Genomic DNA, 24,431 nt, shown 5'->3' on the forward strand with positions numbered 1-24,431 from the left:
TTAAATTTATAAATTAAAAACACTTTCTTAGCTTAAGTCATCAGCACTTGGGATAACCACGCCATATAAGTCATTAATGGTTGCTAAGGCACTTTTATGTAGATCAGATGCCAACACATCACTCACTGAAGTTTGTAATGATCTTGTAGCGCATGCGTCAGCGACTACCGTTGCGTGGTTACCTCTTAAAAATGCACCTTGCGCTGTAAATGTCACACACATGTGGGTCATAAACCCAACAATGATCAATTTATTATTACCAATTACATCTACTTGTTCGCCTAAGTCTGTTCCTACAAAACTATCGGGAGCTGTTTTAACGATAACTTTTTCATCCGCAATTGGCGCGACACTTGAGTGTATTTGGCCTATTTCGGCATTAATATCGTAAGGCGAGCCTTCACCACCATCATGCATAATATGAATAATTTTAGAACCACCAGCACGTGCATCAGCCAGTAAAATTGCCGCATTATTAAGAGCATCTTGCCACCCTTCTAACTCCATAACATCTTGTGTATAAGTATTTTGATAATCAACAAATATAAGTGTGGCGTTTTTAAGTGAAGCGGGTGTTGAGTCAAGCCCATTAAGTTCACGAAGTGTCGTCGTCATAATTTATCCTTTAATACCGAGTAAAATTTAAGTTTATAAGCTATCACGGCTGTGACAGCCGTGTTGCTGCGTTTGCACCGTGACAGCTTATACTTTATAGTCGGTTGCAAATAGCGTCCTAAAGGACGGTAGTCGATGATATTAGGCCAAAATGACATTACTCTGTGAACATACCGTTGCGATTGTTGCTTATAACAATATCAGTTTGTTTCACCTATCTATTCCGTGTAGTATTTTTGGTGAAGACTTAGACCGCGTGGGCGCTCGTCCATATAAAGTTACAGTATGTACAGAAACTGTAGGTCTGGTGCCAACACTTTCTGGCTTTCCCATAGAAATAAAACAAGACCTGTCAATACTTGAAACTGCTGATACTGTCATCGTACCCGCGTGGTGCGATCCTGATATACCCGCCTCAACAGCTTTACTTAATGCACTTAGCCGTGCACATGCTCGTGGAGCAAGAATGGTAGGTTTATGTTTAGGCGCTTTTGTGCTTGCTGAAGCAGGTATATTGGATGGCAAAACAGCATCAACCCACTGGGTATGGGCTAACGACTTCGCAAAAAAATACCCAAAAGTAAACTTTGATAACGATGTACTGTACATTGACGAAGGGAATGTTTTTACCTCAGCAGGCGCCGCTGCCGCAATTGATTGTTGCCTACATTTATTACGTCGTGATCACGGAGCAGATATTGCCAACAGCGTGGCCAGACGCATGGTTGTGGCGCCTCACCGCAGTGGAGGACAAGTACAGTACATAGAAAAACCCATTCCTCGACACATCGATAGTAACCGTTTAGAGCCGGCTATCACTTGGGCACTAAAAAATTTAACTAAACCTTTAACAATCGATGAACTCGCCAGTAAAGCAAGTATGAGTCGCCGTAATTTTTCTCGACTTTTTAAAAAAGCAATGGGCACTACATTTACACAATGGCTGCTGAGTCAACGTCTAACCATCGCGCAGCAGCTATTAGAAACAAGTAACCACAATATAGATAGAGTTGCTAATCAATCTGGGTTTTCATCGAGTGTTAGCTTTCGACAACAGTTTTTAGCCGCTTTCTCTATTTCACCTTCCGCTTACAGAAAGCAATTTAAAAGTAGCGAGCCGCAATAAAAAGTTACTCGCACATACGCAAATCACTTGTTAGCATGAGGTATTATCAAAGGATGGAAATGAGCATGACGAACAATAATCATACGTTAGTCGTTGAAGGTGGTGCAATGCGCGGTATTTTTGCTGCAGGTGTGCTTGATGAGTTTTTAGAGCAAGGATATCAACCCTTTAATCGGTATTTTGGAGTATCAGCTGGTGCTACAAATGTGGCAGCCTATTTATGTAAGCAGCCAACACGCAACTACAAAGTGATCACCGATTACTCCTGCAGGCCAGAATTTATTAATCTCGCACGTTTTATCAAAGGCGGCCATCTATTTGATTTAGATTGGCTGTGGCAAGAAACAGTTCGTGAAATCCCCTTGAATACCGACGAATTCTCGCAATCTCCTTACGATTTTTATATTGTTGCAACGGCAATAGATTCAGGTAAAGCTCACTATTTGCAAGCAACGGGCAATGAAATGGTTGAGCAATTAAAAGCCTCTTGCGCCATCCCAATCGCTTATCGGGATTACCCAGCAATAAACGGGATCGCAATGACCGATGGTGGCGTTGCCGATTCTATTCCGGTAAAAAAAGCCTATGAAATGGGTGCATCAGAAATAACAGTTATCCTCTCCCAACCTTTAGGCTATCGTAAAAAAGACAACAAAGTACCGTGGTTAACTAAACAACTCTATAAACAGAGCCCAGCGCTTGCAGAGGCCGCCATACAGCGTTCTAAAAATTATAATGACAGTATTGATTTTTTGCACAATGCTCCGTCAGATTGCAAAATAAATATTATTGCACCACCAACAGGGTTTAAAGTCGGCCGCACCACTAAAAATCGAGCTATACTCAATTCAGGCTATCAAATGGACATAAGTGAAGCTAAAAGTTACTTGGATAACCCTAGATTTGGTAGCAATGGTTATGAGCGATAAAACCATTCCAAACAGATTGCCCGAAGTCAAAATTGCATTTACTCATACACCCAAAGCTATTGAAATTATAAAATATGTTTATGGTGAACGTTACTCAACGTGCTTGAGCATACACAGGTAATACAAGAAGGGTTATTAATAAACAGCGTGGACTCAGAAGAACTACATAGTGATACAACCTGAATTTACATCTAATTCAAGCTATTAATTTTTAAACCCGCGAGTTAATGTAGTAAGGAATTATGTGTTAATGGCTTATTGTCAAAAAATAGATTATGTTTAGGCATAGTGCTTGCTTGTGTTTTTGTGTACGTACTAAATAAATTAAGGTTTTTTGTGAATTTTCTTCGATGCTTTCATAATATAGTCTCTGATCAACAGCTTAGCTTTGATCAAAAAATTGCAGACTTACTTGCTTTTGGGCTCGATGTTTTTCAGCTCGATTTGGCTATTATCAGCCGCGTAAAAAATAATTCTTACACTGTTTTACATGCTATTACCCCTGACAATTCTCTTGCTATTGGTACTGAGTTTGAGTTAAACGGCACCTATTGTACACATACTTTGTTGGCCAACTCTGCACTGGCATTTCATAATGCGTCGCAAAGTAGTATTGTAAATCATCCTTGCTATATTAATTTCCAATTGGAGGCGTATATTGGAGCGCCTATACGAATAGGTACTGACGTATTTGGAACTGTTAACTTTTCATCAGCTCAAGAATGCCCCCCTTTTAGCGATGAAGCTTATGATTATATTGAATTACTAGCTCAGTGGTTGGGCTCAGAATTTGCGCGCAATCAGGATAAAGTTAATCTCACTAAAAATAGTGACACCTTATTGAAACTTGAAAGCGTTGCAAATATAGGCACATGGGAAGTCGACCTAATAGACAATAGCATTTTTTGGAGCCAGCAAACTCGACGTATTCATCAAGCCGAAGAAGGCTATACTCCAAACATGGAAACAGCCATTGAATTTTATAAAGCGGGTAAAAGTCGAGATAGCATTAATAAAGCGGTAGAAAATGCGGTATCTAAGGGTGAAAAATGGCATTTAGAGCTGGAAATAGTTACCGCAAAGCAGCAAAATATTTGGGTGTCGACTTTTGGAGAGGCCGAGTTTAACAACGGCAAATGTGTGCGATTATTTGGTACTTTTCAAGATATAACTGAAGCCGTTAAGTTACGCGAAGAGTTAAAACAAAAAAAAGCACTTGCAGAACAACTCCTCCAAGACCGAAGTATGCTGTTTGCCAAAATTAGTCATGAGCTTAGAACCCCGCTTAATGGTATTACGGGAATGTTAGCGACTCTCATTGATGAACACGATTATGACAAGCGGGCAGAAAAAATTAAAGTCGCCCTTCGAAGTGCTGACATTTTATTAAGTATTATTAATGAAGTACTCGATTTTTCAAAAATAAATCATGGTGAGTTAAAACTGGAGCCTCACCACTCTCTACTTAAAACGGTATTTACCGATTTGGTTTCTTTATATTCGGTATTGTTTAGTAATAAACACATTGAACTGCTAGCCACTAATCTCATTCCTAATGATGTTTGGGTATACTGCGACACCTCTCGATTAAGCCAAATTGTCTCTAATTTACTAAGTAACGCGTTAAAATTTACAGAGCATGGATCTGTTTCTCTCTATTCGCAATTAGCATTAGACACAAAACACTCTTTACTTACCATTAAAATAACCGACACGGGTCGCGGCATGAGTAAAGCGTATTTAAACTCATTATTTAAGCCTTTTACCCAAGAGGTTGATGCTAACAACAATAAAGGCGGCACCGGATTAGGTTTAGCAATTGTTAAAGAACTCGTTGGTTTTATGAATGGCAAAATTGAAGTAACGAGTGAGGTTAATGTGGGTACGTGTTTTACCTTAACTATCCCGATTGAACTTGGCAAACAACAAATACAGACACCGAGTCTTAAATTGATTAATAATCATGGTGCCAAATTATCAGTACTGGTGGTTGATGATAACGAAATAAACCGCCTTGTATTAGAAGCTGCGCTGGATAAGTTTAATATAAAATCAGACTTTGCCATAGACGGCCAAGACGCAATTTTAAAGTGCAAACAAAAGCATTACGATCTTATTTTTATGGATTGTATTATGCCAATACTTGATGGTTTTGAGGCTACCAAACAATTAAGATCTAATAACATTTGTAGCCCCAAAAGCACATATATCGTCGCTCTGACGGCTAATGCTTCTTCCCAAGATAAACTAAGCTGTAAACAAGCGGGCATGGATATGTTTATAGCCAAACCATTTAAGCTTCCAGCAATAGAAGAAGCAATTACAAATACATTAAAAAGGCTGAGCGTAGCCACATTATAATAACGAGTGTCGCTCAGATTAACTTGCACTAGAAAACAAAGGATCATTATGACAAATAAAATTATTGGTATTGTACTTATTGTTATTGGTATCGCACTGGCAATATGGGGCTATGACGTTTATGACTCAGCAGCCTCTCAGGTTACCCGCGCATTAAACGGCGAAACACCTATGGAAGCCTGGCTTGGCTTTATTGGTGGCGCAGTCTGTATTTTAGTGGGTATTACCCGACTTAAATAGCGCTCAAAAAAGCCGCCTTTGGAGAGGGCGGCTTGGGTGAACAAACAGCTATGGGTGAGAGCTGTTATATCAAGAGACTTTAAGCTAAAACACTATTAAGCAGCGCTTTGCTCTGCATCGGGCGTTTGACGAATTAAATAGTCAAACGCACCTAGGCTTGCTGTTGCGCCCGCCCCCATCGCAATAATAATTTGCTTAAATGGCGTAGTGGTTGCATCACCTGCAGCATAAACGCCTTGTAACGATGTTGCGCCTTTGGCATCAATGAGTATTTCACCAAATTGGCTCAGTTCAAGGTCGCTGTCTTTCAACCATTCGGTATTAGGTATTAAACCAATTTGTACAAATATACCGGCTAAGTTCAACTGTTTACTCTCGCCGCTAAGGCGGTCGGTATAACTTAACCCCGTTACTTTTTTGCCATCACCAAGTACTTCCGTGGTTTGGGCGTTTTTAATAATAGTGATGTTTTTTAAGCTATTAGCTTTACGAATAAGTACCTCATCGGCGCGTAACGTATCAGCAAATTCAAGCACAGTAACGTGTTCAACTATATTGGCTAAATCAATTGCCGCCTCAATACCTGAATTACCACCACCAATAACCGCAACCGGTTTACCTTTAAATAGAGGCCCATCACAGTGCGGGCAGTATGCAACGCCATGGCCTTTATACTGTTGCTCACCGGGTACATTCATTTCGCGCCAGCGTGCACCGGTTGCTAGTACGAGTGATTTTGCTTTTAATACAGCGCCATTTTCTAAAGTAATATCATACCCATTACTGCCTTTTTGCAGGTTTGCCGCGCGTTGGTTGTGCATAACATCAACATCGTATTCTTTAACGTGTTCTTCCAACTGAGCCACCATTTTTGGCCCTTGCGTTGCTTTAATTGAAATAAAATTTTCAATCGCTAATGTGTCAGCTACCTGGCCACCAAATCGTTCGGCAACCACCCCCGTATTTAGCCCTTTACGTGCAGAATAAATAGCTGCCGAAGCACCAGCTGGCCCACCACCAACGACAAGTACATCAAACACCGACTTTTCATTGAGTGATGCTGCTTGGCGCTGTGCACCTTTGCTATCCACTTTATTTAAAATATCAGTGAGGCTCATGGCCCCTTGGCTAAAAGGTTCACCATTTAAATAAACAGCAGGTACAGCCAGTATGTTTCTTTGCTCAACTTCCTCTTGAAATAATGCCCCATCAATCATGGTGGCTTTAATATTACTATTTGTTGCTGCCATAGTATTAAGTGCCTGCACAACTTGCGGGCAGGTTTGGCAACTCAAGCTAATATACACTTCAAAATTGAGTGTTTGCTCAAGTGTTTGTATTTGTTCAATGTCATCTTTACTTGCTTTACTAGGGTGACCACCCGTATGTAATAGCGCTAAAACTAAACTAGTAAATTCGTGCCCCATAGGTACACCTGCAAAGGTAATATGGGTGTTTTTTTCTGGTGAATGCACCACCATAGAAGGCCTGCGGGCGCTAGTATCGGGATTATTTATTACACTAAACTTATCGCTTAGTGACGCTAAATCGTTTGCAAGACTTTCTACTTCTGTTGATTTTTTGCTGTCGTCCAAGGCGATAAGCAGCTCAACAGGCTGAGTCAGCGATTCAAAATGGCTTTTTAGTTGGTTCTTTATGTTGTTATCTAACATGGCTTAGCCCCTTAAGGAAAATTAAAACAGCAAGGTTCCCATGCCATCAGTGCATGTGCGAAATTTTAGAAACGTGTGATGGCGTGGGAAAGTGCCCAGTGAACCTATACAGGCTCACTGGTATTAGAGTCATGTTCTACTCTAAATTTTTAGTTAGTGGTAAGGTTTAAATCTTACCAACTAGGTCTAGTGAAGGTGCTAATGTGTCTTCACCTGGCTGCCAAGATGCAGGACAAACTTCGCCATCATGTGTTGCAATGTATTGCGCTGCTTGTACTTTACGAACTAACTCTTTAGCACTACGACCAATGCCTAAATCATGTGTTTCAACAACTTTAATTTCGCCTTCAGGGTTCATTACAAATGTACCGCGAAGTGCTAAACCATCATCTTCAATCATGACACCAAAGTTACGTGTAATGCGTCCTGTTGGGTCACCAATCATTGGGTAAGTAATTTTACCGATGGTGTCTGACGTGTCATGCCATGCTTTGTGCGTAAAGTGTGTATCAGTTGATACTGAATAAACTTCAACGCCCATTTCTTGTAACTGTGCGTAATGATCTGCAAGGTCACCTAATTCAGTTGGGCATACAAATGTGAAATCTGCAGGGTAAAAGAAAAAGATAGACCACTTACCTAATACGTCTTTTTCAGTGAGTTCTACAAAGTCACCATTGTGGTAAGCTGTTGCATTGAAAGGTTGTAATTTTGTGTTAATCAATGAAGTGCTCATAGTATTCCTCATTTATGTTTAGTGTATTTAAAAAGTTAACGCCTTGTGCGTTGGCTTGATTAATACAATAAGGCCATTGAGAAATTAAATAAAATTGATTGTTTAGATTGAAACAATCGATTTTTAAGATTGAAAATCCAAGGAGTGATCTACTGCTTACTTTTAAGCGTTAAAGCAGTTATAACTCAACTACCACTCATAGTCAGTTGCGCTATATAGATTTTAATAAGATTACACTGCACATCCTTGCTACAATAACGTGGTTTACATTACACAACCTTCAAAGGCATTTCATTTATGGAAAAATTCGTCAATCACATTCAACTTGGCTATTTGGGCTTATTGCCATTTTTAGGCTGTGTGGGCTGGCCACTCATGGTTGGCAGTAACAGTGTAAATTTAGAGTTTTTTAGTTTTTACAGCATTGCTATTTTAGCGTTTATGGCGGGTAATTTATGGCATGCAGGCCAACAAAGCTTTGCCGATGCGATTAAAGCAGTGCTACCGGTCATTCCTATTCCGTTTTTATCATTCTTACCGATTGAGTGGATGCTTGCGTGGTTAGGCGCGAGTTTTTGGTTAGTACTGATTTTTGAAAAGGCCACAATACAGTGGCAGGGTCATCATAAAGATTATCAAAAAATGCGTTTTGTGCTCACATCAGTGGTATTTGTGTGTCATATCTTAATTATTGGTATGAGTATTTACCCTAAATAACACGCCATGGCTTAACCATTGGTCTGTAATAGGGTAACATCCGCGCACTGTATTGAGAGGACACACCATGATAGACCAATTACGCCAACAGCTTACTGACCTTGGTGAGAATTTTGTAGAAAAAAACGCGGCTTTTAAAATTAAAGTGATCCCGTTTTTTTGTGCTATTAGCATAAAAAAAGATCATAAAAGTGAGGGGCGCCTTTCTTTTTATTCAAATCAGCTCATTGAAATATTTATGGTGGTGTTGTTTGTTTTATTTGGCTTAGCCATTTACGACCCTCAAGCCGGTTTTACTCATGGCCCTATTCATATTGTGTTTGCTATTTTGATTACCTTTAACTTAATTCTTAAACAAGTTGCCATTGAAGGGTTAAAAACGCGTTTAGCTATGTATAGGTTACATCAACAGCTGATTAGTACACCGCATTCTGACACATCGCCTGTTACTAATAAAAACATATAATTTAATATGTACTTAAACCCAAATTGGAACATACTCACGGTAGGTGATGGCGACTTATCGTTTTCAAACGCGCTTTATAACCACATTAAACCGCAAAAGTTAGTTGCCTCAACCTATGATGCAGCTGCAACTCTTACAGAAAAATACCCCGATAACGCGCTTGCTTCACTTAAAGCACATAACGTTAATGTGCTTAATGAATTTGATGTCACCAACACACAATGTTGGCAACAACTAGCCGAGCACCTAAACAGCTTTGATGTAGTGATTTTTCAATTTCCACTTATTCCTGCGTTTATTGGTCGCGACGCATTTGAGAAAAATACACGTAATAACAGCATGAACGTGCTTAACCGTGCGTTACTGCATCAGTTTATAAAATATGCCAATGAGTTTGCCTTGACCCCTCAAGGCCCGGGGTTATGTTATATAACCTCAAAAGATGTTAAACCGTATCGTGAGTGGAATATTGAGGGGAGTTTAAATACCCATTTAAACGCGGCATACCAAGGACAAATGCCATTCGATATCAGTCGCTTTGATGGCTATAAAATTCGCAATGTCGACCGTGACAAACACGTCAAAGACACCAGCGGTATTACCTATGTATTTAGTGAAAATACACCACCCGAATTAAGTGATATGTTAACAACCCCGAATTATCTAACTGATGATTATTGCCCGCTTTGTCGTGTGGGGCCGTTTTTAGCGGATGAGGATAAAAACAAACATTTTTCCGCTAAAAAACACCAGCAAATGCTCAAACTAGAACAAGACTGGCAGCAATGGTTAACCGCGTTTTATAAGTCAAATTAATCACAGATTGCGGCGAGCTTAATTAAATCAGCTGCTTTTTCTGCAATGGCTATTACCCCAGCATTGGTATTTCCGGTAATAATACTGGGCATAATAGAGGCGTCTACCACCCGTAAATTTTGCACACCGTGAACACGTAATTCGCTATCAACCACAGCCATATCGTCTTGGCCCATTTTGCAGGTTCCTACGGGGTGGTATTCTGTATCGGCTGTTTGCCTAATAAACTCAATAAGCTGCCTATCATCATTAATATCAAGCGGATATACCATATCTGCACGAATAATATCAAACGCTTTGCTTTGCATTATGCTCAATGTTTTTTTAAGCCCAAGTAGCATAACCTGTAAATCATCGGGGTGGCTTAAATAATTAGGATCAATGAGTGGCGCACTTAAAGGGTTGGCATCCGCTAAACGAATAGTGCCGCGGCTTTTAGGGTGCATTATGCTGCTATGAATACTGTATCCATGGCCATAATGCAGTTTACGGCTGTGATCGTCCACCAGCCCAATAACAAACTCAAGTTGCACATCGGGCACAATAGAATCTGTAAATAAGTTTATAAACGCATGCGATTCGGCAAAGTTACTGGTTAGCTTTCCTTCGCGTTTGGCAAACCAATCAACGCATCCTTTTGCAATATTAAACGCACCACTGGCACTTATTCCAAATGTGCCTTGCGAATATTTTGCTTTGTATAATGGCACAACGGTTAAGTGATCGTGCAAATTACTGCCTACACCTTCTAATGGCGTTACAAGCTCAATGTTATGCTGCTTTAAATGATCTGCAGGCCCCACTCCCGATAACATTAAAAGGTGTGGGGAGTTAATAGCACCGGCACTTAAAATAACTTCTTTATGGGCATTGAGCACATAGCTTTTATTATTAACTGCAACTGTTACACCAGTTGCAGATTTCCCGCAAAAATTAATTTTATGCACCTGCGCGTCAGTGAGCACGGTTAAGTTTTTACGAGCTAAATTAGGTGTTAAGTACGCTTTTGCCGCACTGCAACGCTCCCCTTTATGTTGAGTGACCTGCGATAACCGCGCACCTAGCTGTTGCTGCGCATTAATATCGTCATTAAGGGCCACTCCTTGCTCTTGGCATGCTTTTAAAAACAGCTGATTAACTGGGCTTGGTAAACTTAGCTCTTGCACATGTAAGGGGCCATTTACACCATGATATGGGCTGTTGGTAAAGGTTTTGTTGTTTTCAGCTTTGATAAAATAAGGCAGCAAACTGGTATAATCCCAGCCGGTATTTCCCATAGCGGCCCAGTTGTCGTAGTCTTTTTTATTCCCTCTTATGTACACCATGGCATTGATTGAACTTGAACCACCAAGCACTTTACCTCTGGGCATAAACCCACAGCGGTTATTAAGCTCTTTTTGTGGCACCGTATTGTAATGCCAGCTATTAATGCCATAAGGAACACTAGCTGCAACTCCCACAGGCATTTGCACCATAGCACTTTGGTCACGGCCGCCGGCTTCAATTAAACACACACTTACATTTTTATTTTCAGATAATCGCGAGGCAACAACACAGCCGGCACTGCCTGCGCCAATCACAATGTAATCAAATGAGGTGGTATGCATAAAAAATCTCCCATTAAAAAAACTACTTTGCATGGATTATCTACTGAAAACTTGATATTTTTAGACACCTCTCCACTAATGCAATTGTTATGAGCAGTCTAATTAAAGCCACTTCTTTGCAGGGAATTGATACATTAATTACCGAACTAGGTGGTGATACAACAAGCATTATGCGCCATTGCGCCATTGAGGTAGCGTTAAACTCCCTTGAAACACAAAGCTTAACTTATCGCCATTATGCTGAGCTTTTAGAATACTGCGCTCATAGCTTAAACTGCCCAAGTTTTGGCCTTAAACTCGCTAGCAAACAAAGCTTTGATATTTTAGGGCATATCGCTATCGCTGCTAAAAGTGGAACTGATTTAGGTGAAGCGCTAACGTGGGTAATTAAATACCTACACTTACATACACCCGCACTTAATTTAACCACGCATACACTTGAAGATGACCAAAATATATTTTTATCATTCGAAATAAAACTCAAGCCATTACCTGTTATAAATCAAATTATTGAATTAACAATTGCACTGGCGCTCGCCACCTTAAAAAAAGTGAGCCAAAATCAATGCAAACCCATTAAGGTATTTTTACCGCAAAAGCTTGATGCAAATCTACGCGCTTACCATCAGCACTTTGGCTGTCACGTTATTGAACACAGAAACAGCGCCGGTATTTTAATCGCCAAAGACGATTTATTATTGCCGCTTAATGTTTCTGATCAACACAAAGTACAAGCCGCATTAAACTTTTTAGCCGCTAATAATGCGCATACTCAGTCGTTACCTTCGCAAGTAAGTGCACTTATTCGACCCATGCTGCCCCTTTTTCAATGCTCAAACCAAACGATAGCAACGGCACTTAATATGCACCCACGGACCTTGCACCGTGAACTTAAAAAACATAACACCAGTTTTGTAAAACTAAAAGATGCCACTCGCCGCGCATTATGTGAACACTATTTAATGCAAAACCAATTTTCTATTTCACATATTTCCGAGCTGTTAGGTTATCAAGAACAAGCCACATTAAGTGCCAGTGTAAAACGCTGGTTTAACTGCTCTGCCCGCGCATTTAGAGCAAAACATTGTTAAACTGCAAAGCTGCGTAAAATACATAAAAAGGCTAAACATGAATTTTGTGATTGTAGGTACCAATTTTATTAGCGACACCCTACTCGATGCGGCAAGTACTCTGAGTAATTTTAATTTATACGGTATTTGCTCTCGCCAAATAAGCAGCGGCGAGCGCTTTTTAGCTAATCATCCAACAAATACCGACGCTAAAATTTTTACCTCTATTGATGCTGTGTGCCAAGATGAACAAGTAGACGCAGTTTATATAGCTGCGCCCAATAGCCTGCACAGTGCGTATGCAATACAGTGTTTAAAAGCGGGCAAACACGTACTTGGCGAAAAACCTTCAGCAGCAAATAGTCATGAGCTTACGGCTATTTTAACAGCTGCTCAAAAACATCAACGTTTGTACATGGAAGCGATGATGACAACGCATTTACCTAACTTTGCTGTTTTAAAAAACGCATTAAAAAGAATTGGTACACCGCGTAAATTTATTGGCCAATTTAGCCAATACTCGTCACGTTACGATAAGTTCAAAAACGGTGAGCGCCCTAATACCTTTTTACCTGAATTTGCAAATGGCGCATTAGTAGACTTGGGTATTTACCCACTTTATTTACTTATAGCACTGTGGGGCGCACCAAACAGTGTGCACGCCAGTGGCGTATTGCTAGAAACCGGTGTTGATGGTGCCGGCGATGTACTTTTAAATTATGCAGATAAACAAGCGGTAATTAGTTATTCAAAAATATCGCAGGGCGAGAACATCACCGAAATACAAGGTGAGTTAGGTCGTATTCGTATTGAAGCTGTATCGCAGCTTAAAAAAGTGGAATTCATCGCTAATAATGGCCAAAAAGAAACAATAAGTGCAGATTTTGATGAGCATTTTATGAAGTATGAAGTTGCGCACTTTATTGAGATGATTGAGCAAAACACATTAGAGTCACATATTAACAACCACCAGCTTTCACGCGATGTGATGACGGTACTCGATACCGCCCGCGCGCAATTGGGCGTTATATACCCTGCAGATAGTAAAGCTGAACTATAAATTTTTACTCAATGAGTCAGCCCTCATTACCTGCCACCTCAATCTTAAAAAGAGTAACGCTTTTTTATTCAGCCCAGTGATAGCCTCTCATCACTGGGAACTCCATGTAAAACGTTAATTTACATTTACCTGCGTAGGTAAAAGCAGGTAATATGCGCCGCAATTAAGTGGCAATTTTTAAGGACGACCATGCAAAAATCAACCAAAGAGCTATTACTGGCTATTTTATGCATATTGCTTGCAATGATCACTATTCAGTCTGGGGCTTCACTGGCTAAGCAGCTTTTCCCTATTGTTGGCCCTGAGGGCACAACGGCCTTACGTTTAGGTTTTTCTGCCGCTATTCTTTGTTTAATTTTTAAACCTTGGAGACACTTTCCGGTTGCAAGCCAGCGTTTACCCATCTTAATTTATGGTTTGAGCCTAGGCGGCATGAACATTCTATTTTATTACGCCATTGAACGTATTCCACTGGGTATTGGTGTTGCGCTTGAATTTACCGGGCCCCTTGCCGTTGCGTTATTTTCATCAAGACGAAAGCGTGATTTATTTTGGGTTGCCTGCGCAATAACCGGAATATTATTACTGTTACCCGATATGAAAGGCCAAGAAAGTTTAGACCCAATTGGCGTGATTTTAGCGCTTGCAGCGGGTGCGTGTTGGGCAGGTTATATTTTATTTGGTAAAAAAACCGGCAGCCAAAGCTCTGGTGGAGCAACAGTAGCGATGGGTATGACCATTTCAGCTATTGTGCTTGTACCTTATGGTGGTATATCACAAAGTGCTGCATTTACTTGGGATATTATTCCGTTAGGTATTGCCATTGCGGTACTCTCAAGTGCCTTACCTTATACTTTAGAAATGATCACGCTGCGTAATATGTCGCCGCAAGGGTTTAGCATTATGATGAGCCTTGAACCCGCTATTGCAGCACTCGCTGGCTTAGTTATTTTAGGTGAACTACTTAGCATTTGGCAGTGGCTCGCTATTTTATTAGTTATCATTGCCTCGGTTGGTAGCTCAACGTCAAACAGTAAAAAGCAGCCAGTTCCTGCTTAATATTTAATTAAATATTAAGCTACTGAGACACAAAACCCACGCTATTTGCTTGGGTTTTGCAGTTAAGTCATTCACTATTTTATAGGGGATGGCTGACCATGTGGGCTTGAACGCAAATATTGCTTTGGTGCTTGTACTTGCGCGCCCAACTCGGCCGCAGCATGCCAAGGCCAATGTGGGTTATATAAAATCCCCCGCGCTAAAGCGACACCATCAGCACGTTCATCACTGATAATACTTTCAGCTTGCTGCGCCTCGGTAATTAAACCCACCGCGATCACTGGCATATTCACAACCTGTTTAATGGCGGTTGCAAACGGCACCTGAAAATTCTTAGCAACAGGTATATCTTGCTCAGGGCTTAAACCCGCAGTGCTTACATGAATAAAGTCACACCCTAACGCGTCAAGCGCTTTTGCCAGTTCAATTGATTGCGGTAAATCCCAACCACCATCAACCCAATCGGTTGCTGAAATACGTAAACCCACCGCTTTATTGCTTGGAAATGCCGCTCTTACAGCTTTAAATACGTCGAGTAATAATCGCATTCTATTTTCTAGGCTACCACCGTATTGATCATCACGTTTGTTTGTCAGCGGCGATAAGAACTGGTGTAGCAAATAACCGTGTGCGCCATGTATTTCTATTAAATCAAGGCCCAACTCGTCAGCGCGCTTTGCCGCATTAACAAAGTCACTTATGAGCGAATCTATATCATCTTGGTTCATCGCTTTGGGAATGGGGCTGTTTTCATCATAGGCAATGGCTGATGGCGCAACCGTTTGCCAACCATTGAGGTGATCGGGCATAAGTGCCCCACCGCCATCCCATGGTTTATCGGTTGACGCTTTACGACCTGCATGGGCTAATTGAATACCAATAGGCATTGGGCTGTATTGTCTTACGGCCGTTAAACTTTTTGCTAATGCAGCTTGGGTTGTATCATCCCATAATCCTAAATCGGCGTAACTAATTCGCCCTTCGGGATTAACGGCCGTCGCTTCTAAAATAAGTAAACCCGCTCCGCTTAAACTCAATTGCCCTAAATGAATGGTATGCCAGTCACTTGCAGCGCCATTGTTGGCCGAGTACTGGCACATGGGTGCAATAATAATTCTATTCTCTAGGCTTAACTTACCAAGTGACAATGGTGAAAACAGCTTTGACATTATAAATCCTCATATAACTGACTCACAGCCACAACTAAATTGTGCTGTTCGTGTTATCAATAATTAAACATGTACTATAAAGATTATGGGGGGGAATATTCATTTTTATAGTGTTTATAAAAATATAAGTAATGACGTTTTAAACTATTCATTATCCAGTTTTTATCTATATTAGGCACAATTATTATTTTGGTTGATTTTAAAGCAACGCCTTTGTTTGTTTAATATACAGCGTGAAACACTCAAATTCATATTTATATTTTTATTCTAGAAAAGTGAATTAAAATTCATATTTTTATTTCCATCACTAAAACACCCTGCTACTATTAGCGCTCATTTATAAACACATTTTATTGAACTAGGATCACTTTTTATGTTTAAACCAAGCCTGTTAACCTTGGCTGTATCAAGCGCACTGAGCAGTGTACTGTTTAGCTGCCATGCAGCCGCTCAAGAGCAAGTTATTGAAAAGAACAAATCGCTTGAAGTTATTGAGGTTACAGCAACGCGCCGAAGTGGCTCAATTCAAGCTGCGCCTCTTAACATTACCGCGCTCGATGCTGATGTAATGAAAGATCAAAACATCAGTGAGCTGGCCGATGTAGCACGTTGGGTGCCAGGTTTAACAATTACAGATCAAGGTGGCCGTGCCGGTTCACCTATTATAGTCCGTGGTTTAAATACTAATTCATCAGGCCCTTCATCAGATGGTGGCACTGTTGCCACATATATTAATGAAATTCCAGTATCGGTCGATATGCGCCTTGTTGATGTAGAGCGCGTGGAAGTGCTTATTGGGCCACAAGGCACATTATATGGAGCTGGTACATTAGGCGGCGCTATTCGCTATATGCTTAAAGAACCAGAGCTTGATTTCACCTCAGGGGAAGTATTTGGTGATGTTTTTCAAACTCAAGAAAGTGATTCGGTCGGTGGTGAAGCGGGCTTTATCTTCAATTTACCATTAATTGAAGATAAACTGGCTGTTCGTACCAGCTTAAATATTTATGAAGACCCAGGGTTTATTGATTACGCCTACACCGTTCGTGAACCAGGTGTATCGATTACCGACCCTGATTGGGCAAACCTTGATGCAGTCAACAGCAATCTTAAAAATGTAAAAGACGCCAACGGTGAAACAACCACAACTGGCCGTATTTCATTGCGTTACAAAGCAAATGAGTCATTTGAAGGCACATTAAACTACTTCTATCAAAAGCAAGACACCGAAGGCCGCTCAATTGTTCATCACAACAGCCTTAATGCTAACAATGGCTTAAATGATCGCATTGGCAAATACGAGTCAGCGTACCGTTATGAAGAGCCACGGATAAAAGAAGACCAATTACTAAGCCTTGAACTAAAAGCCGACTTAGGTTTTGCTGAGCTGGTCTCAGCTACCGGTATTTCTCAATTTGACGCCGATGGGCAACGTGATCAAACTGATCTTTTAATTCGCTTAGACTATGGCTACGAAGAGTTTCCTTCGTTTTCAGCCTTTACTCGTGAAATTGACGAAAAAGACACCTTTACCCAAGAACTGCGTTTAGTCTCACAAAGTGATAGCGATTTAAGCTGGATTGTTGGTGGTTTTTACAACAAAACTGACACCGATGCATCAAGCAGAGAGTACACACCTGGGTTTGATCAGTTCGCGGTTGATAATTTCGATGGCGCACAATTTAGACCAGACTCTTTAGAATATTTAGAAATTACTGGCAGCAATGTCACTGAATCAGCGCTTTTTGGTGAAGTGGGTTACCAAGTAACCGATAAACTCGACATTACCATTGGCGCGCGTTTTTACGAATACGATGTTGAGTCAAAAGCGGCTTTTGACTTCCCATTAGCAAATACCCTGTATGAAGGTGCTGCACCTGATGCAATCTCAATTAATTTTGAAGAAAACAAAGCAGGCGACAACGGTAATCTATTTAAATTTAATGCTAAGTATCAGTTTACTGATACTGTAATGGGATACGCCACTGTTAGCGAAGGCTTTAGAATTGGCGGCTCAAATGGCCTAGTGCCTTGTCCTGTGCCCTTACCTGAGGATCAACAAACAGGCTGTGGTACACCTGATGAAATGCTGTATGAAGCAGATACCACAACTAACTATGAGCTAGGCTTTAAAAGTACATGGTTTAGAAGCCAACTACACTTTAACGCCGCCCTATTCAATGTTGATTGGGATAACGCACAAATTGCAGGGGCAACAACAGTAGGCCAATTACCGTACCTGTCAAATGCAGGTAGCGCGAATGCGAAAGGGATTGAGATTGCCACGCGTGCAATTTTATCAGACTCATTTACTGCCTATGCAACTTATGCCTATACAAAAGCAGAGCTAACCTCAGACGCACCCTATTTATTTAATGCTGACGGGAGTGATGGTGCGGTAGATGGCGACCGTTTACCAGGCTCGCCAGAGCATCAGTTTTCTATGGGGATTAACTACCAAACAGACGTGTTAAATGATAAAACCTTAGATATTAACTACGGTTTAACTGCACAAAGTGATGTAATTTCAAAAGTAGGCCTACGTGATAATGGTGAAGCACTTCCAGGTTATAGCTTAAGTAATCTTTCAGCTAAATTAACCGCCGATGCGTGGTCGACTACTTTATATGTAGATAACCTATTTAATAAATATGCGGTTACCTCTGTTCGTCGCTCAGATGCGGATATTACAACAGCGAATGGCGCAGACATACAACGTAACTATGGTTACTATGTTAATCGCCCGCTTACTGTAGGCATTAAATTTAACTATAAGTTTGAAATATAATTAAACGATAAGTTTAAGTACAATAAAAAGGCTCAAATTAATTTGAGCCTTTTTATTTGTAAGTACATTATTTATAAGAGTATTCATGCAGCCAAACTTAAAGCAACTACACCAAAGCGCTATAAACAACTTAAACCAAGGCAACATTCAGCAAGCGCATAAAGCACTGGTTGAGCTAGTGACACTGCAGCCTGACTTTGCTGATGGCTACTTTTTACTCGCCATGGTTAATTTACAGGTTGGTCAAATTTATAAAGCGATAAAGCTAATTGAAAAAGCATTAAACTTTACTCAGTCTATTGAATATACAGCGCAACTTGCCAAGTGCTACGCTCTTACCGGCGATTTACAAAAAGCGAAAAGCACCGCCCTCAGCGTTAAGCTTGAACATATTAGTAAAGCACTTGATGCCGATACATTAGGCGTGGCGCTCACCCAAGCGGGTTTACATCAACAAGCAGCTGATTACTTTATATGCGCATTAAGTATAGCTGAGAGGAGTAATACTCGTCAGCCACAGTTTTATTATAACTATGGGGTATGTGCTAAATTTTTAGGCCAGTTTGAAAAGGCGCAGCAAGCGTTTGAAAATGCCATTGCACTGAATCCGCTTCATCATCAAAGTCATTTTGCTTTATCTGATTTAACTAAAGTCACTGAGCAAAATAACCACATAGCGCGACTAAAAAACGCATTTGAACAGGTCAATCATCCCGACGCTAAACTGCATATAGGTCATGCACTGGCAAAAGAATATCAAGACCTAGGCGACTTTTCAGCAGCCTTTGCCGCGTTACAACAAGGTAAAACAGCAAAACACGCTAATAAGGCGTTTGATAATCAAGCGTCTGAGGCACTATTCGCACACATTAAACAGCTCAGTGATAAATACAAAAACCAACAAACAGCTGGTAACCAAAGCTGTGAGCCAATTTTTGTGTTAGGTATGCCACGTTCAGGCACCACATTAGTTGAGCGAATTTTATCAAGCCACAGCGACGTACAATCGGCGGGCGAGCTGCAAGATTTTGGCCTAAGTGTAAAAAAACTCAGCCAAACACCAACGCCTCAAGTACTTGATACAGACACCTTAAGCCAAGCTTACCAGCTTGATTTTGCAAAACTTGGTAGCACTTACCTTGAGGCGACCCGTGTAGTTACCGGTAGCCATAAACACTTTATTGATAAACTACCGTTTAACTTTTTTTATATCGATTTAATTACCAAAGCACTGCCTAATGCTAAAATTATCTGCCTACTTCGCGACCCCATGGACACCTGCATTGGTAACTATCGCCAGCTATTTACCATTAACAACCCGTATTATGCCTACTCCTTAGACTTACTCGATACAGCTAAATTTTACAGCCGCTTTTATAAACTAATACAGCACTTTAGCGCCGTACACAGCAATATTAAACTAGTAAAATACGAAGAGCTCATCGCCGCACCAGAGCAAAAGATAAAAGAGTTAGTGAGCTATTGTGACTTAGACTGGCAACCACAGTGCCTTGATTTTCATTTAAACACCGCACCGGTATCAACCGCCAGCAAAATGCAAGTACGCCAACCGCTTAACAACAAAGCCATAGGCCGATGGAAAAAGTTTAAGCCCCATACAGATGAAGCGCAGGCTTATTTAGTTAAGGAAGGAGTTTTAGGTTTAATTAAATAACAAAAAATATTACGTGGACGGATAGTTCAGTGTGATTAATTTGAAAGTTAGCGGATGGATATAAATTTTTAGGCTGAATGTATTTGAGGTTTTTTCTCTGTTAACTGACCCTCTTCCACTTAAGGAAAACCCCAACGCTACCATAAAAAGCTAATAAAAAGTAATACGCCAATTACTACAGCAACTATAAATAAGTATTTACCAAGCTTAGCATTATGTTTAAGAGATTCTTGATGTTTAGCCTTAAGCATAAGTAATTGTGCTTCGCTTAAATCGGAACAATGCGTACATTTATCCAAGAACTCAGAATAATACAGTTCACACCTATCACATCGTTTTTGTTTAGGTTGCTTAGATCTCCATGATATGCTCATCCCTAAAGACATTATAACTTCCACTCGAGAGTACCAGCGTACTCAACCTTAACCAGCCTACCATTTAATAACGCAGGCTTAAATCGCCATAGTTTTAAAGCCCGTAAACCTTCCTTTTCAAATACACCTTTTGGGGCAGATTCAATTACTTCAACTCTTTCTAACGCACCAACTTCATTCACTATTGCTTTAAATTTTATGTAGCCCTCTACGTTATTTTTAGCCGCATCTTCAGGATATTTTGGTTCAATCTTCACAACCCATTTTGCAGGTGAATCTGTTTGCGCATTGGTATATACAGTACTTGAATTTGCCGCTTTATCAGTACTATTACAACCAACCAGTAAAAGGACTAAAAATATAGTTATGTACTTCAAAGACTACCCCTAAAAATATAGCTCAATAAAATATACAACTAGTGGTTAAGTCTACTAAGGTGTTCAGCAACTCCAATACCAATGAAAAATATAACAACACTTAAAATTCCAAAACCTAGATATTTGAAGAATTTCTTCACCATAACTCCTTGTACATATAACCGCTTTATCAGTTAACACTTTCCAAATTCAAGCGTGAAAATGCCCTCATTTTATTAACTTATATTAATAAAAAATAGTGTAAGTTATTGCCAGCTATAAATTTTATGCTTAATGTAGGTTATTTCGCTATGTAAAAAAGGGAGGGTTTCTTTTTATTCTTACTAAGTTAAAAACGACTCACCTGAATGATCGTTCATCGCTCTTTGCCGAAGTATGCCTGTGTGCTATGAGAGGACATTGAGCACCATAGTCACTTGTTAGCATTAAAACTCTGATACTTATTCCGTGCGATAAAAAACCATACAGAAAAGCAGCCTGCGCATAAGTACCCGAAAAAAATCAAAAATGTAGCACTATTGATTTTTATACCTGTTGATACCGAGGCAACTAATAAGAGATTAGCTGTAAGCCCTGAGAATAGAATACCAACAAGTACATCATTAACGGGCTTTAAGTTTGACGCTGCTATAGAAACACCCAAAAAAGCAATTAAAAACCAATAATGGTTTTCATAAAATTCACCCTGAGATATCAGAATAAAGATCGCCACAACGGTATAAATTAAAAAATTAAGTAGCGATGTTATTTTCAATAGACTATCCAAATTAACTCCTTAATGCTAACGGCAAAAAATTGTTGGCTAAAATATTGAACGGAGTGAAAATAGCCAACTGTATTTTTTCCGTTTTAAGCCCTTGTTAGCATTACACTTTTACCAAACTCGCATTTTTGAAATATTTCTCTGCACGTTCAGCAACATTACTGCAATATTTTTTAGGTAACCAAATATCTATGGCGTTATTACTTTCTGTGAATAAACTAACACAATTATCTGCGAGTTGAATTTTTGTAATATTAGATTTAGCTACAACTTTAGATGAAAAACCATAGCAGCGTGACAACATAGTTGGATTAATTATAACGTTATCACCATCTTCTATTAACGCTTTGTGCGAAGTAGATAAGTTTACTTTATGCTCGATAAACCAGATCACTAAGCAAGCGATAATTATATAAATATACGTTGATTCCACTACCATACTCCTTGTAAGGCTAACGCCCAATTAACAGGCAAAAAATTGTTGGCTAAAATGTGTAGCGAAGTGAAACCGAGCAAACTGTTTTTAGTCCCGCTTAATTGGCTTGATATATATTACTCATTTTATTGGATTTTTATTTAACCGTAGTTTTGTTTTAACTACAAGAATTAATGTAGGAAGTTGTAATACCAAGAATGAAAACCCTAAGCCTTTAACTGAAAATTCAGCTGACCCAGTAAAAATAAGAACCATTGATAAAACAAGCCAAATTACAAAGAAAAATAAGCCGTAACCGATCAATGATTTGAATACTATTTGATTATCTGGCGACATACTTTCCTGTACATATCGCTTTGCTAAGCGGAAAATAATGGTTGGCTATAATCGCGAAGCGATGGCCAACTGTTATTTTTCCGTTTAAGCAACTTGTTATAAGCCAATAAATTAGCGACCAGCAGCTTTTGCAGCGGTTTCGATCCAATCCCCCATATTATTATACCCATCGTCCTTGTTCCAAAGATAAGACTTATATGAATTAGTAAGCATCCAATCTCCTTTGATTGATGTCTTACCGTCTCTGTTTTTAATTTTACTTATATCAATTTCTAATAAACCTTTTCCAAGCTCAATACTTTTTTCAATTTCATATTTCACCCATTTACTTTTACAAGTCTTTGAGCCTACTAAGACAACTGTTACAGAGCATCCACTCAATTGCCCATCAATCCACTTTTTTATCTCTGAATCAGTTTGTTTTTTTACTTTTTCCCACACAGCAGAGTCGAAAAAACCAGAACTCTTTCTATCTTGAGTAACCCAACTGTTTCTTACAACATTTGCACGCCAGTTATCTTCCGAAAACTGGAAACTAAAAAATGCTTTTCTAGCCATACTTTATATCCCTTTATTTTTTAAGTTAATGATCTGAATTACCAAATCAATTAATTCTTCAGTCTCAACTTGGTGGTCGCCAAGTTTTTTGAAAAGTTGCTTCATTTCCTTTGAGATGTCTGTATTTTTCTGAATTTCTGAGTTTTGCTCTTCCCATAATTGCTCAGCCATATAACCCGTAGCACCAATAGGAATTAAAAATAACCCTTTATTTTTTGCAATTTCATACTCTTCACGCATTCCGTTAGACAAAACAACGTTGTTATCACTTAGCTTGTTACCAAACATAAATAAGGCGATACCAGCATGATCAATCATGTCTTCTCTATATTTTGTCCACAAAGCTGATAAAGACAGCTCTCCTTCCGTCGATTGTGGGAAAGGTCTTAACACAAGTTGATCTTCAACTTTGGCTTTTGGATTAGTGAACGTCTGCTCTAATACACCTGAGATAACAGAACTGCCAACACCTAAGCCAAAGCCGGAAACAACGCGTAAATTTTGGGAAACTAGAGACCGGCTTAAGCTATATACAAAACCAAGTGCTTCCCTTTCATCCATTTCACCATATTCATGAGCAGCACCAGACATAAAAGCGGTTTTAGATTTATAATTCTGTTCTAGGCGTAGTAATAAATCTGTAATTTCAGAAAAAGCATTGACTAATATTGTTTTTACATTGAACCTTTCTAGATCTTTGATGAAGTAACTTTGCTTTATTTTTTTGTATTCAAAATCAGCTAAACTTTCATCCTTTTCTTGTTCGATAGCCTTAATAAAACAATAATGCCTCCGTTGGCTCCCTTCATACGCGACCCTTACTCTACTTAGGATGTAGTCCAAATTTGGGTCTGTAAAACTAAAACCAATAAAGATGAAAGTTTTTGAAATCAGATCACCTTTCAAATTAGCTAAATACTGATCCATTTTTACGTGATAACGTTCATAATCATCTTTGGTCAAAACCGCTTGATTTGGATGCTCGACATCGCCGTGCATTTTATACACAACAGCATCACGCTTTGGTCTAGTTGTTGATAGATGATCTTTTGTATATTTAACATCAGCTATTTTTCCAGCTCTATCTAAAGCAGATTCAATCATCTTGTCATAATTTGTAGTCCAATAAGTGCGTATTGGTAGCCGACAAAGAATTTTATGATTATCTGTTTCTAATGCTTCTCGTGAAAATTCCTCTATTAGCCTTTGATTAAGCTGGCTACGGTTGTTGCCATTATCATTGCAATGGAATTGTGCAAGCGCTACAAGATCGCTTTCTTTATCAACATCTAAGCCAAGCTCATCCGCTATTGGTCTAAGCAGTTCAGCCCAATTAACAAAACCAGCTCCTGCCGACATTCCAGCTCCAGCAAAAACAGCCACGTTCTCTTCAGGAAGTTCTTTACCTACATCTGATAAAAATGCTTTCTTCTTTAGATCCATTAATACTCTCTCAATTTGATGCAAAAACGATGGCTTA

22 protein-coding genes are annotated in these 24,431 nt (G+C 39.6%); 12 read left to right on the forward strand and 10 right to left on the reverse strand.

Translation table 11 applies throughout. The features are described 5' to 3' along the window. Positions 1–27: 27 nt before the first annotated feature. Positions 28–615, reverse strand: a complete 588-nt coding sequence (locus ACTRWE_RS14455) for a cysteine hydrolase family protein (RefSeq protein WP_462880200.1) — start codon at positions 613–615, stop codon at positions 28–30. Positions 616–766: 151 nt separating this feature from the next. Here ACTRWE_RS14455 and ACTRWE_RS14460 point away from each other — a divergent pair, with 151 nt between their 5' ends. The 4 genes from ACTRWE_RS14460 to ACTRWE_RS14475 all read left to right on the forward strand — a co-directional run bounded on the left by ACTRWE_RS14460 (position 767) and on the right by ACTRWE_RS14475 (position 5,271). Beyond that, positions 767–1,741, forward strand: a complete 975-nt coding sequence (locus tag ACTRWE_RS14460; RefSeq protein WP_462880201.1) for a GlxA family transcriptional regulator — start codon at positions 767–769, stop codon at positions 1,739–1,741. Positions 1,742–1,806: 65 nt separating this feature from the next. Next, entirely contained in the window at positions 1,807–2,670 is an 864-nt protein-coding gene (locus ACTRWE_RS14465; protein WP_462880202.1) for a patatin-like phospholipase family protein, read from the forward strand. Positions 2,671–3,006: 336 nt separating this feature from the next. Then, on the forward strand, positions 3,007–5,031 hold the full coding sequence (locus tag ACTRWE_RS14470; protein WP_462880203.1) for a hybrid sensor histidine kinase/response regulator: 2,025 nt from the start codon (positions 3,007–3,009) through the stop codon (positions 5,029–5,031). A 48-nt stretch (positions 5,032–5,079) separates the two neighbouring features. Beyond that, positions 5,080–5,271 carry a DUF3185 family protein gene (locus ACTRWE_RS14475; protein WP_013463077.1) on the forward strand — a complete coding sequence of 64 codons (192 nt, stop codon included), beginning with the start codon at positions 5,080–5,082 and terminating at the stop codon, positions 5,269–5,271. Between the two features lie 95 nt (positions 5,272–5,366). On the opposite strand, the gene ahpF is transcribed toward ACTRWE_RS14475, so the two are convergent. Continuing rightward, positions 5,367–6,944: an alkyl hydroperoxide reductase subunit F gene (gene ahpF / locus ACTRWE_RS14480; protein WP_138764180.1), complete on the reverse strand. Its 1,578-nt coding sequence runs from the start codon at positions 6,942–6,944 to the stop codon at positions 5,367–5,369. Between the two features lie 166 nt (positions 6,945–7,110). After that, on the reverse strand, positions 7,111–7,680 hold the full coding sequence (gene ahpC, locus ACTRWE_RS14485) for an alkyl hydroperoxide reductase subunit C (protein ID WP_008115650.1): 570 nt from the start codon (positions 7,678–7,680) through the stop codon (positions 7,111–7,113). 297 nt (positions 7,681–7,977) lie between these two features. Between ahpC and ACTRWE_RS14490 the strand changes: the two genes are divergently transcribed. The 3 genes from ACTRWE_RS14490 to ACTRWE_RS14500 all read left to right on the forward strand — a co-directional run bounded on the left by ACTRWE_RS14490 (position 7,978) and on the right by ACTRWE_RS14500 (position 9,679). Then, positions 7,978–8,397: a DUF3429 domain-containing protein gene (locus ACTRWE_RS14490; protein ID WP_138764179.1), complete on the forward strand. Its 420-nt coding sequence runs from the start codon at positions 7,978–7,980 to the stop codon at positions 8,395–8,397. A gap of 67 nt (positions 8,398–8,464) precedes the next feature. Beyond that, positions 8,465–8,863 carry a hypothetical protein gene (locus ACTRWE_RS14495; protein WP_138560753.1) on the forward strand — a complete coding sequence of 133 codons (399 nt, stop codon included), beginning with the start codon at positions 8,465–8,467 and terminating at the stop codon, positions 8,861–8,863. Positions 8,864–8,869: 6 nt separating this feature from the next. Continuing rightward, positions 8,870–9,679, forward strand: a complete 810-nt coding sequence (locus ACTRWE_RS14500; RefSeq protein ID WP_335674956.1) for a class I SAM-dependent methyltransferase — start codon at positions 8,870–8,872, stop codon at positions 9,677–9,679. Here ACTRWE_RS14500 and ACTRWE_RS14505 read toward each other — a convergent pair. Then, on the reverse strand, positions 9,676–11,286 hold the full coding sequence (locus ACTRWE_RS14505; protein WP_462880204.1) for a GMC family oxidoreductase: 1,611 nt from the start codon (positions 11,284–11,286) through the stop codon (positions 9,676–9,678). The two genes, ACTRWE_RS14500 and ACTRWE_RS14505, sit on opposite strands and share 4 nt — an antisense overlap. Before the next feature lie 89 nt (positions 11,287–11,375). On the opposite strand from ACTRWE_RS14505, the gene ACTRWE_RS14510 reads away from it, so the two are divergent. The 3 genes from ACTRWE_RS14510 to ACTRWE_RS14520 all read left to right on the forward strand — a co-directional run bounded on the left by ACTRWE_RS14510 (position 11,376) and on the right by ACTRWE_RS14520 (position 14,475). Beyond that, positions 11,376–12,377 carry an AraC family transcriptional regulator ligand-binding domain-containing protein gene (locus ACTRWE_RS14510; protein ID WP_462880205.1) on the forward strand — a complete coding sequence of 334 codons (1,002 nt, stop codon included), beginning with the start codon at positions 11,376–11,378 and terminating at the stop codon, positions 12,375–12,377. Positions 12,378–12,414: 37 nt separating this feature from the next. After that, on the forward strand, positions 12,415–13,416 hold the full coding sequence (locus ACTRWE_RS14515) for a Gfo/Idh/MocA family protein (RefSeq protein ID WP_335675513.1): 1,002 nt from the start codon (positions 12,415–12,417) through the stop codon (positions 13,414–13,416). A gap of 189 nt (positions 13,417–13,605) precedes the next feature. Beyond that, positions 13,606–14,475, forward strand: a complete 870-nt coding sequence (locus ACTRWE_RS14520; RefSeq protein ID WP_016899600.1) for an EamA family transporter — start codon at positions 13,606–13,608, stop codon at positions 14,473–14,475. A 74-nt stretch (positions 14,476–14,549) separates the two neighbouring features. On the opposite strand, the gene ACTRWE_RS14525 is transcribed toward ACTRWE_RS14520, so the two are convergent. Further along, the gene (locus tag ACTRWE_RS14525) at positions 14,550–15,644 is read right to left on the reverse strand and encodes an NADH:flavin oxidoreductase/NADH oxidase (RefSeq protein WP_462880206.1); all 1,095 of its coding nucleotides are present in this window, start codon (positions 15,642–15,644) and stop codon (positions 14,550–14,552) included. A gap of 373 nt (positions 15,645–16,017) precedes the next feature. Between ACTRWE_RS14525 and ACTRWE_RS14530 the strand changes: the two genes are divergently transcribed. Both ACTRWE_RS14530 and ACTRWE_RS14535 read left to right on the forward strand, forming a co-directional pair. Further along, a complete protein-coding gene (locus ACTRWE_RS14530) occupies positions 16,018–18,432 on the forward strand; it encodes a TonB-dependent receptor (RefSeq protein ID WP_462880207.1) in 2,415 nt (804 codons plus the stop codon). Between the two features lie 85 nt (positions 18,433–18,517). Beyond that, complete coding sequence (locus ACTRWE_RS14535) at positions 18,518–20,107, forward strand: tetratricopeptide repeat-containing sulfotransferase family protein (protein WP_335675218.1); 1,590 nt, start codon at positions 18,518–18,520, stop codon at positions 20,105–20,107. 385 nt (positions 20,108–20,492) lie between these two features. Here ACTRWE_RS14535 and ACTRWE_RS14540 read toward each other — a convergent pair whose 3' ends face one another. The 5 genes from ACTRWE_RS14540 to ACTRWE_RS14560 all read right to left on the reverse strand — a co-directional run. Further along, on the reverse strand, positions 20,493–20,858 hold the full coding sequence (locus ACTRWE_RS14540; protein ID WP_288985923.1) for an energy transducer TonB: 366 nt from the start codon (positions 20,856–20,858) through the stop codon (positions 20,493–20,495). 412 nt (positions 20,859–21,270) lie between these two features. Further along, entirely contained in the window at positions 21,271–21,624 is a 354-nt protein-coding gene (locus ACTRWE_RS14545) for a hypothetical protein (protein ID WP_010389245.1), read from the reverse strand. A 100-nt stretch (positions 21,625–21,724) separates the two neighbouring features. After that, positions 21,725–22,054 carry a hypothetical protein gene (locus ACTRWE_RS14550; RefSeq protein ID WP_462880208.1) on the reverse strand — a complete coding sequence of 110 codons (330 nt, stop codon included), beginning with the start codon at positions 22,052–22,054 and terminating at the stop codon, positions 21,725–21,727. A 450-nt stretch (positions 22,055–22,504) separates the two neighbouring features. After that, positions 22,505–22,951 carry a TIR domain-containing protein gene (locus ACTRWE_RS14555; RefSeq protein ID WP_462880209.1) on the reverse strand — a complete coding sequence of 149 codons (447 nt, stop codon included), beginning with the start codon at positions 22,949–22,951 and terminating at the stop codon, positions 22,505–22,507. Between the two features lie 3 nt (positions 22,952–22,954). Further along, positions 22,955–24,431, reverse strand: a 1,477-nt coding sequence (locus ACTRWE_RS14560) for an SIR2 family protein (RefSeq protein ID WP_462880210.1), incomplete at its 5' end; no start/stop codon positions are given.

This window comes from Pseudoalteromonas sp. G5_S1_54_S4 (genome assembly GCF_054968565.1).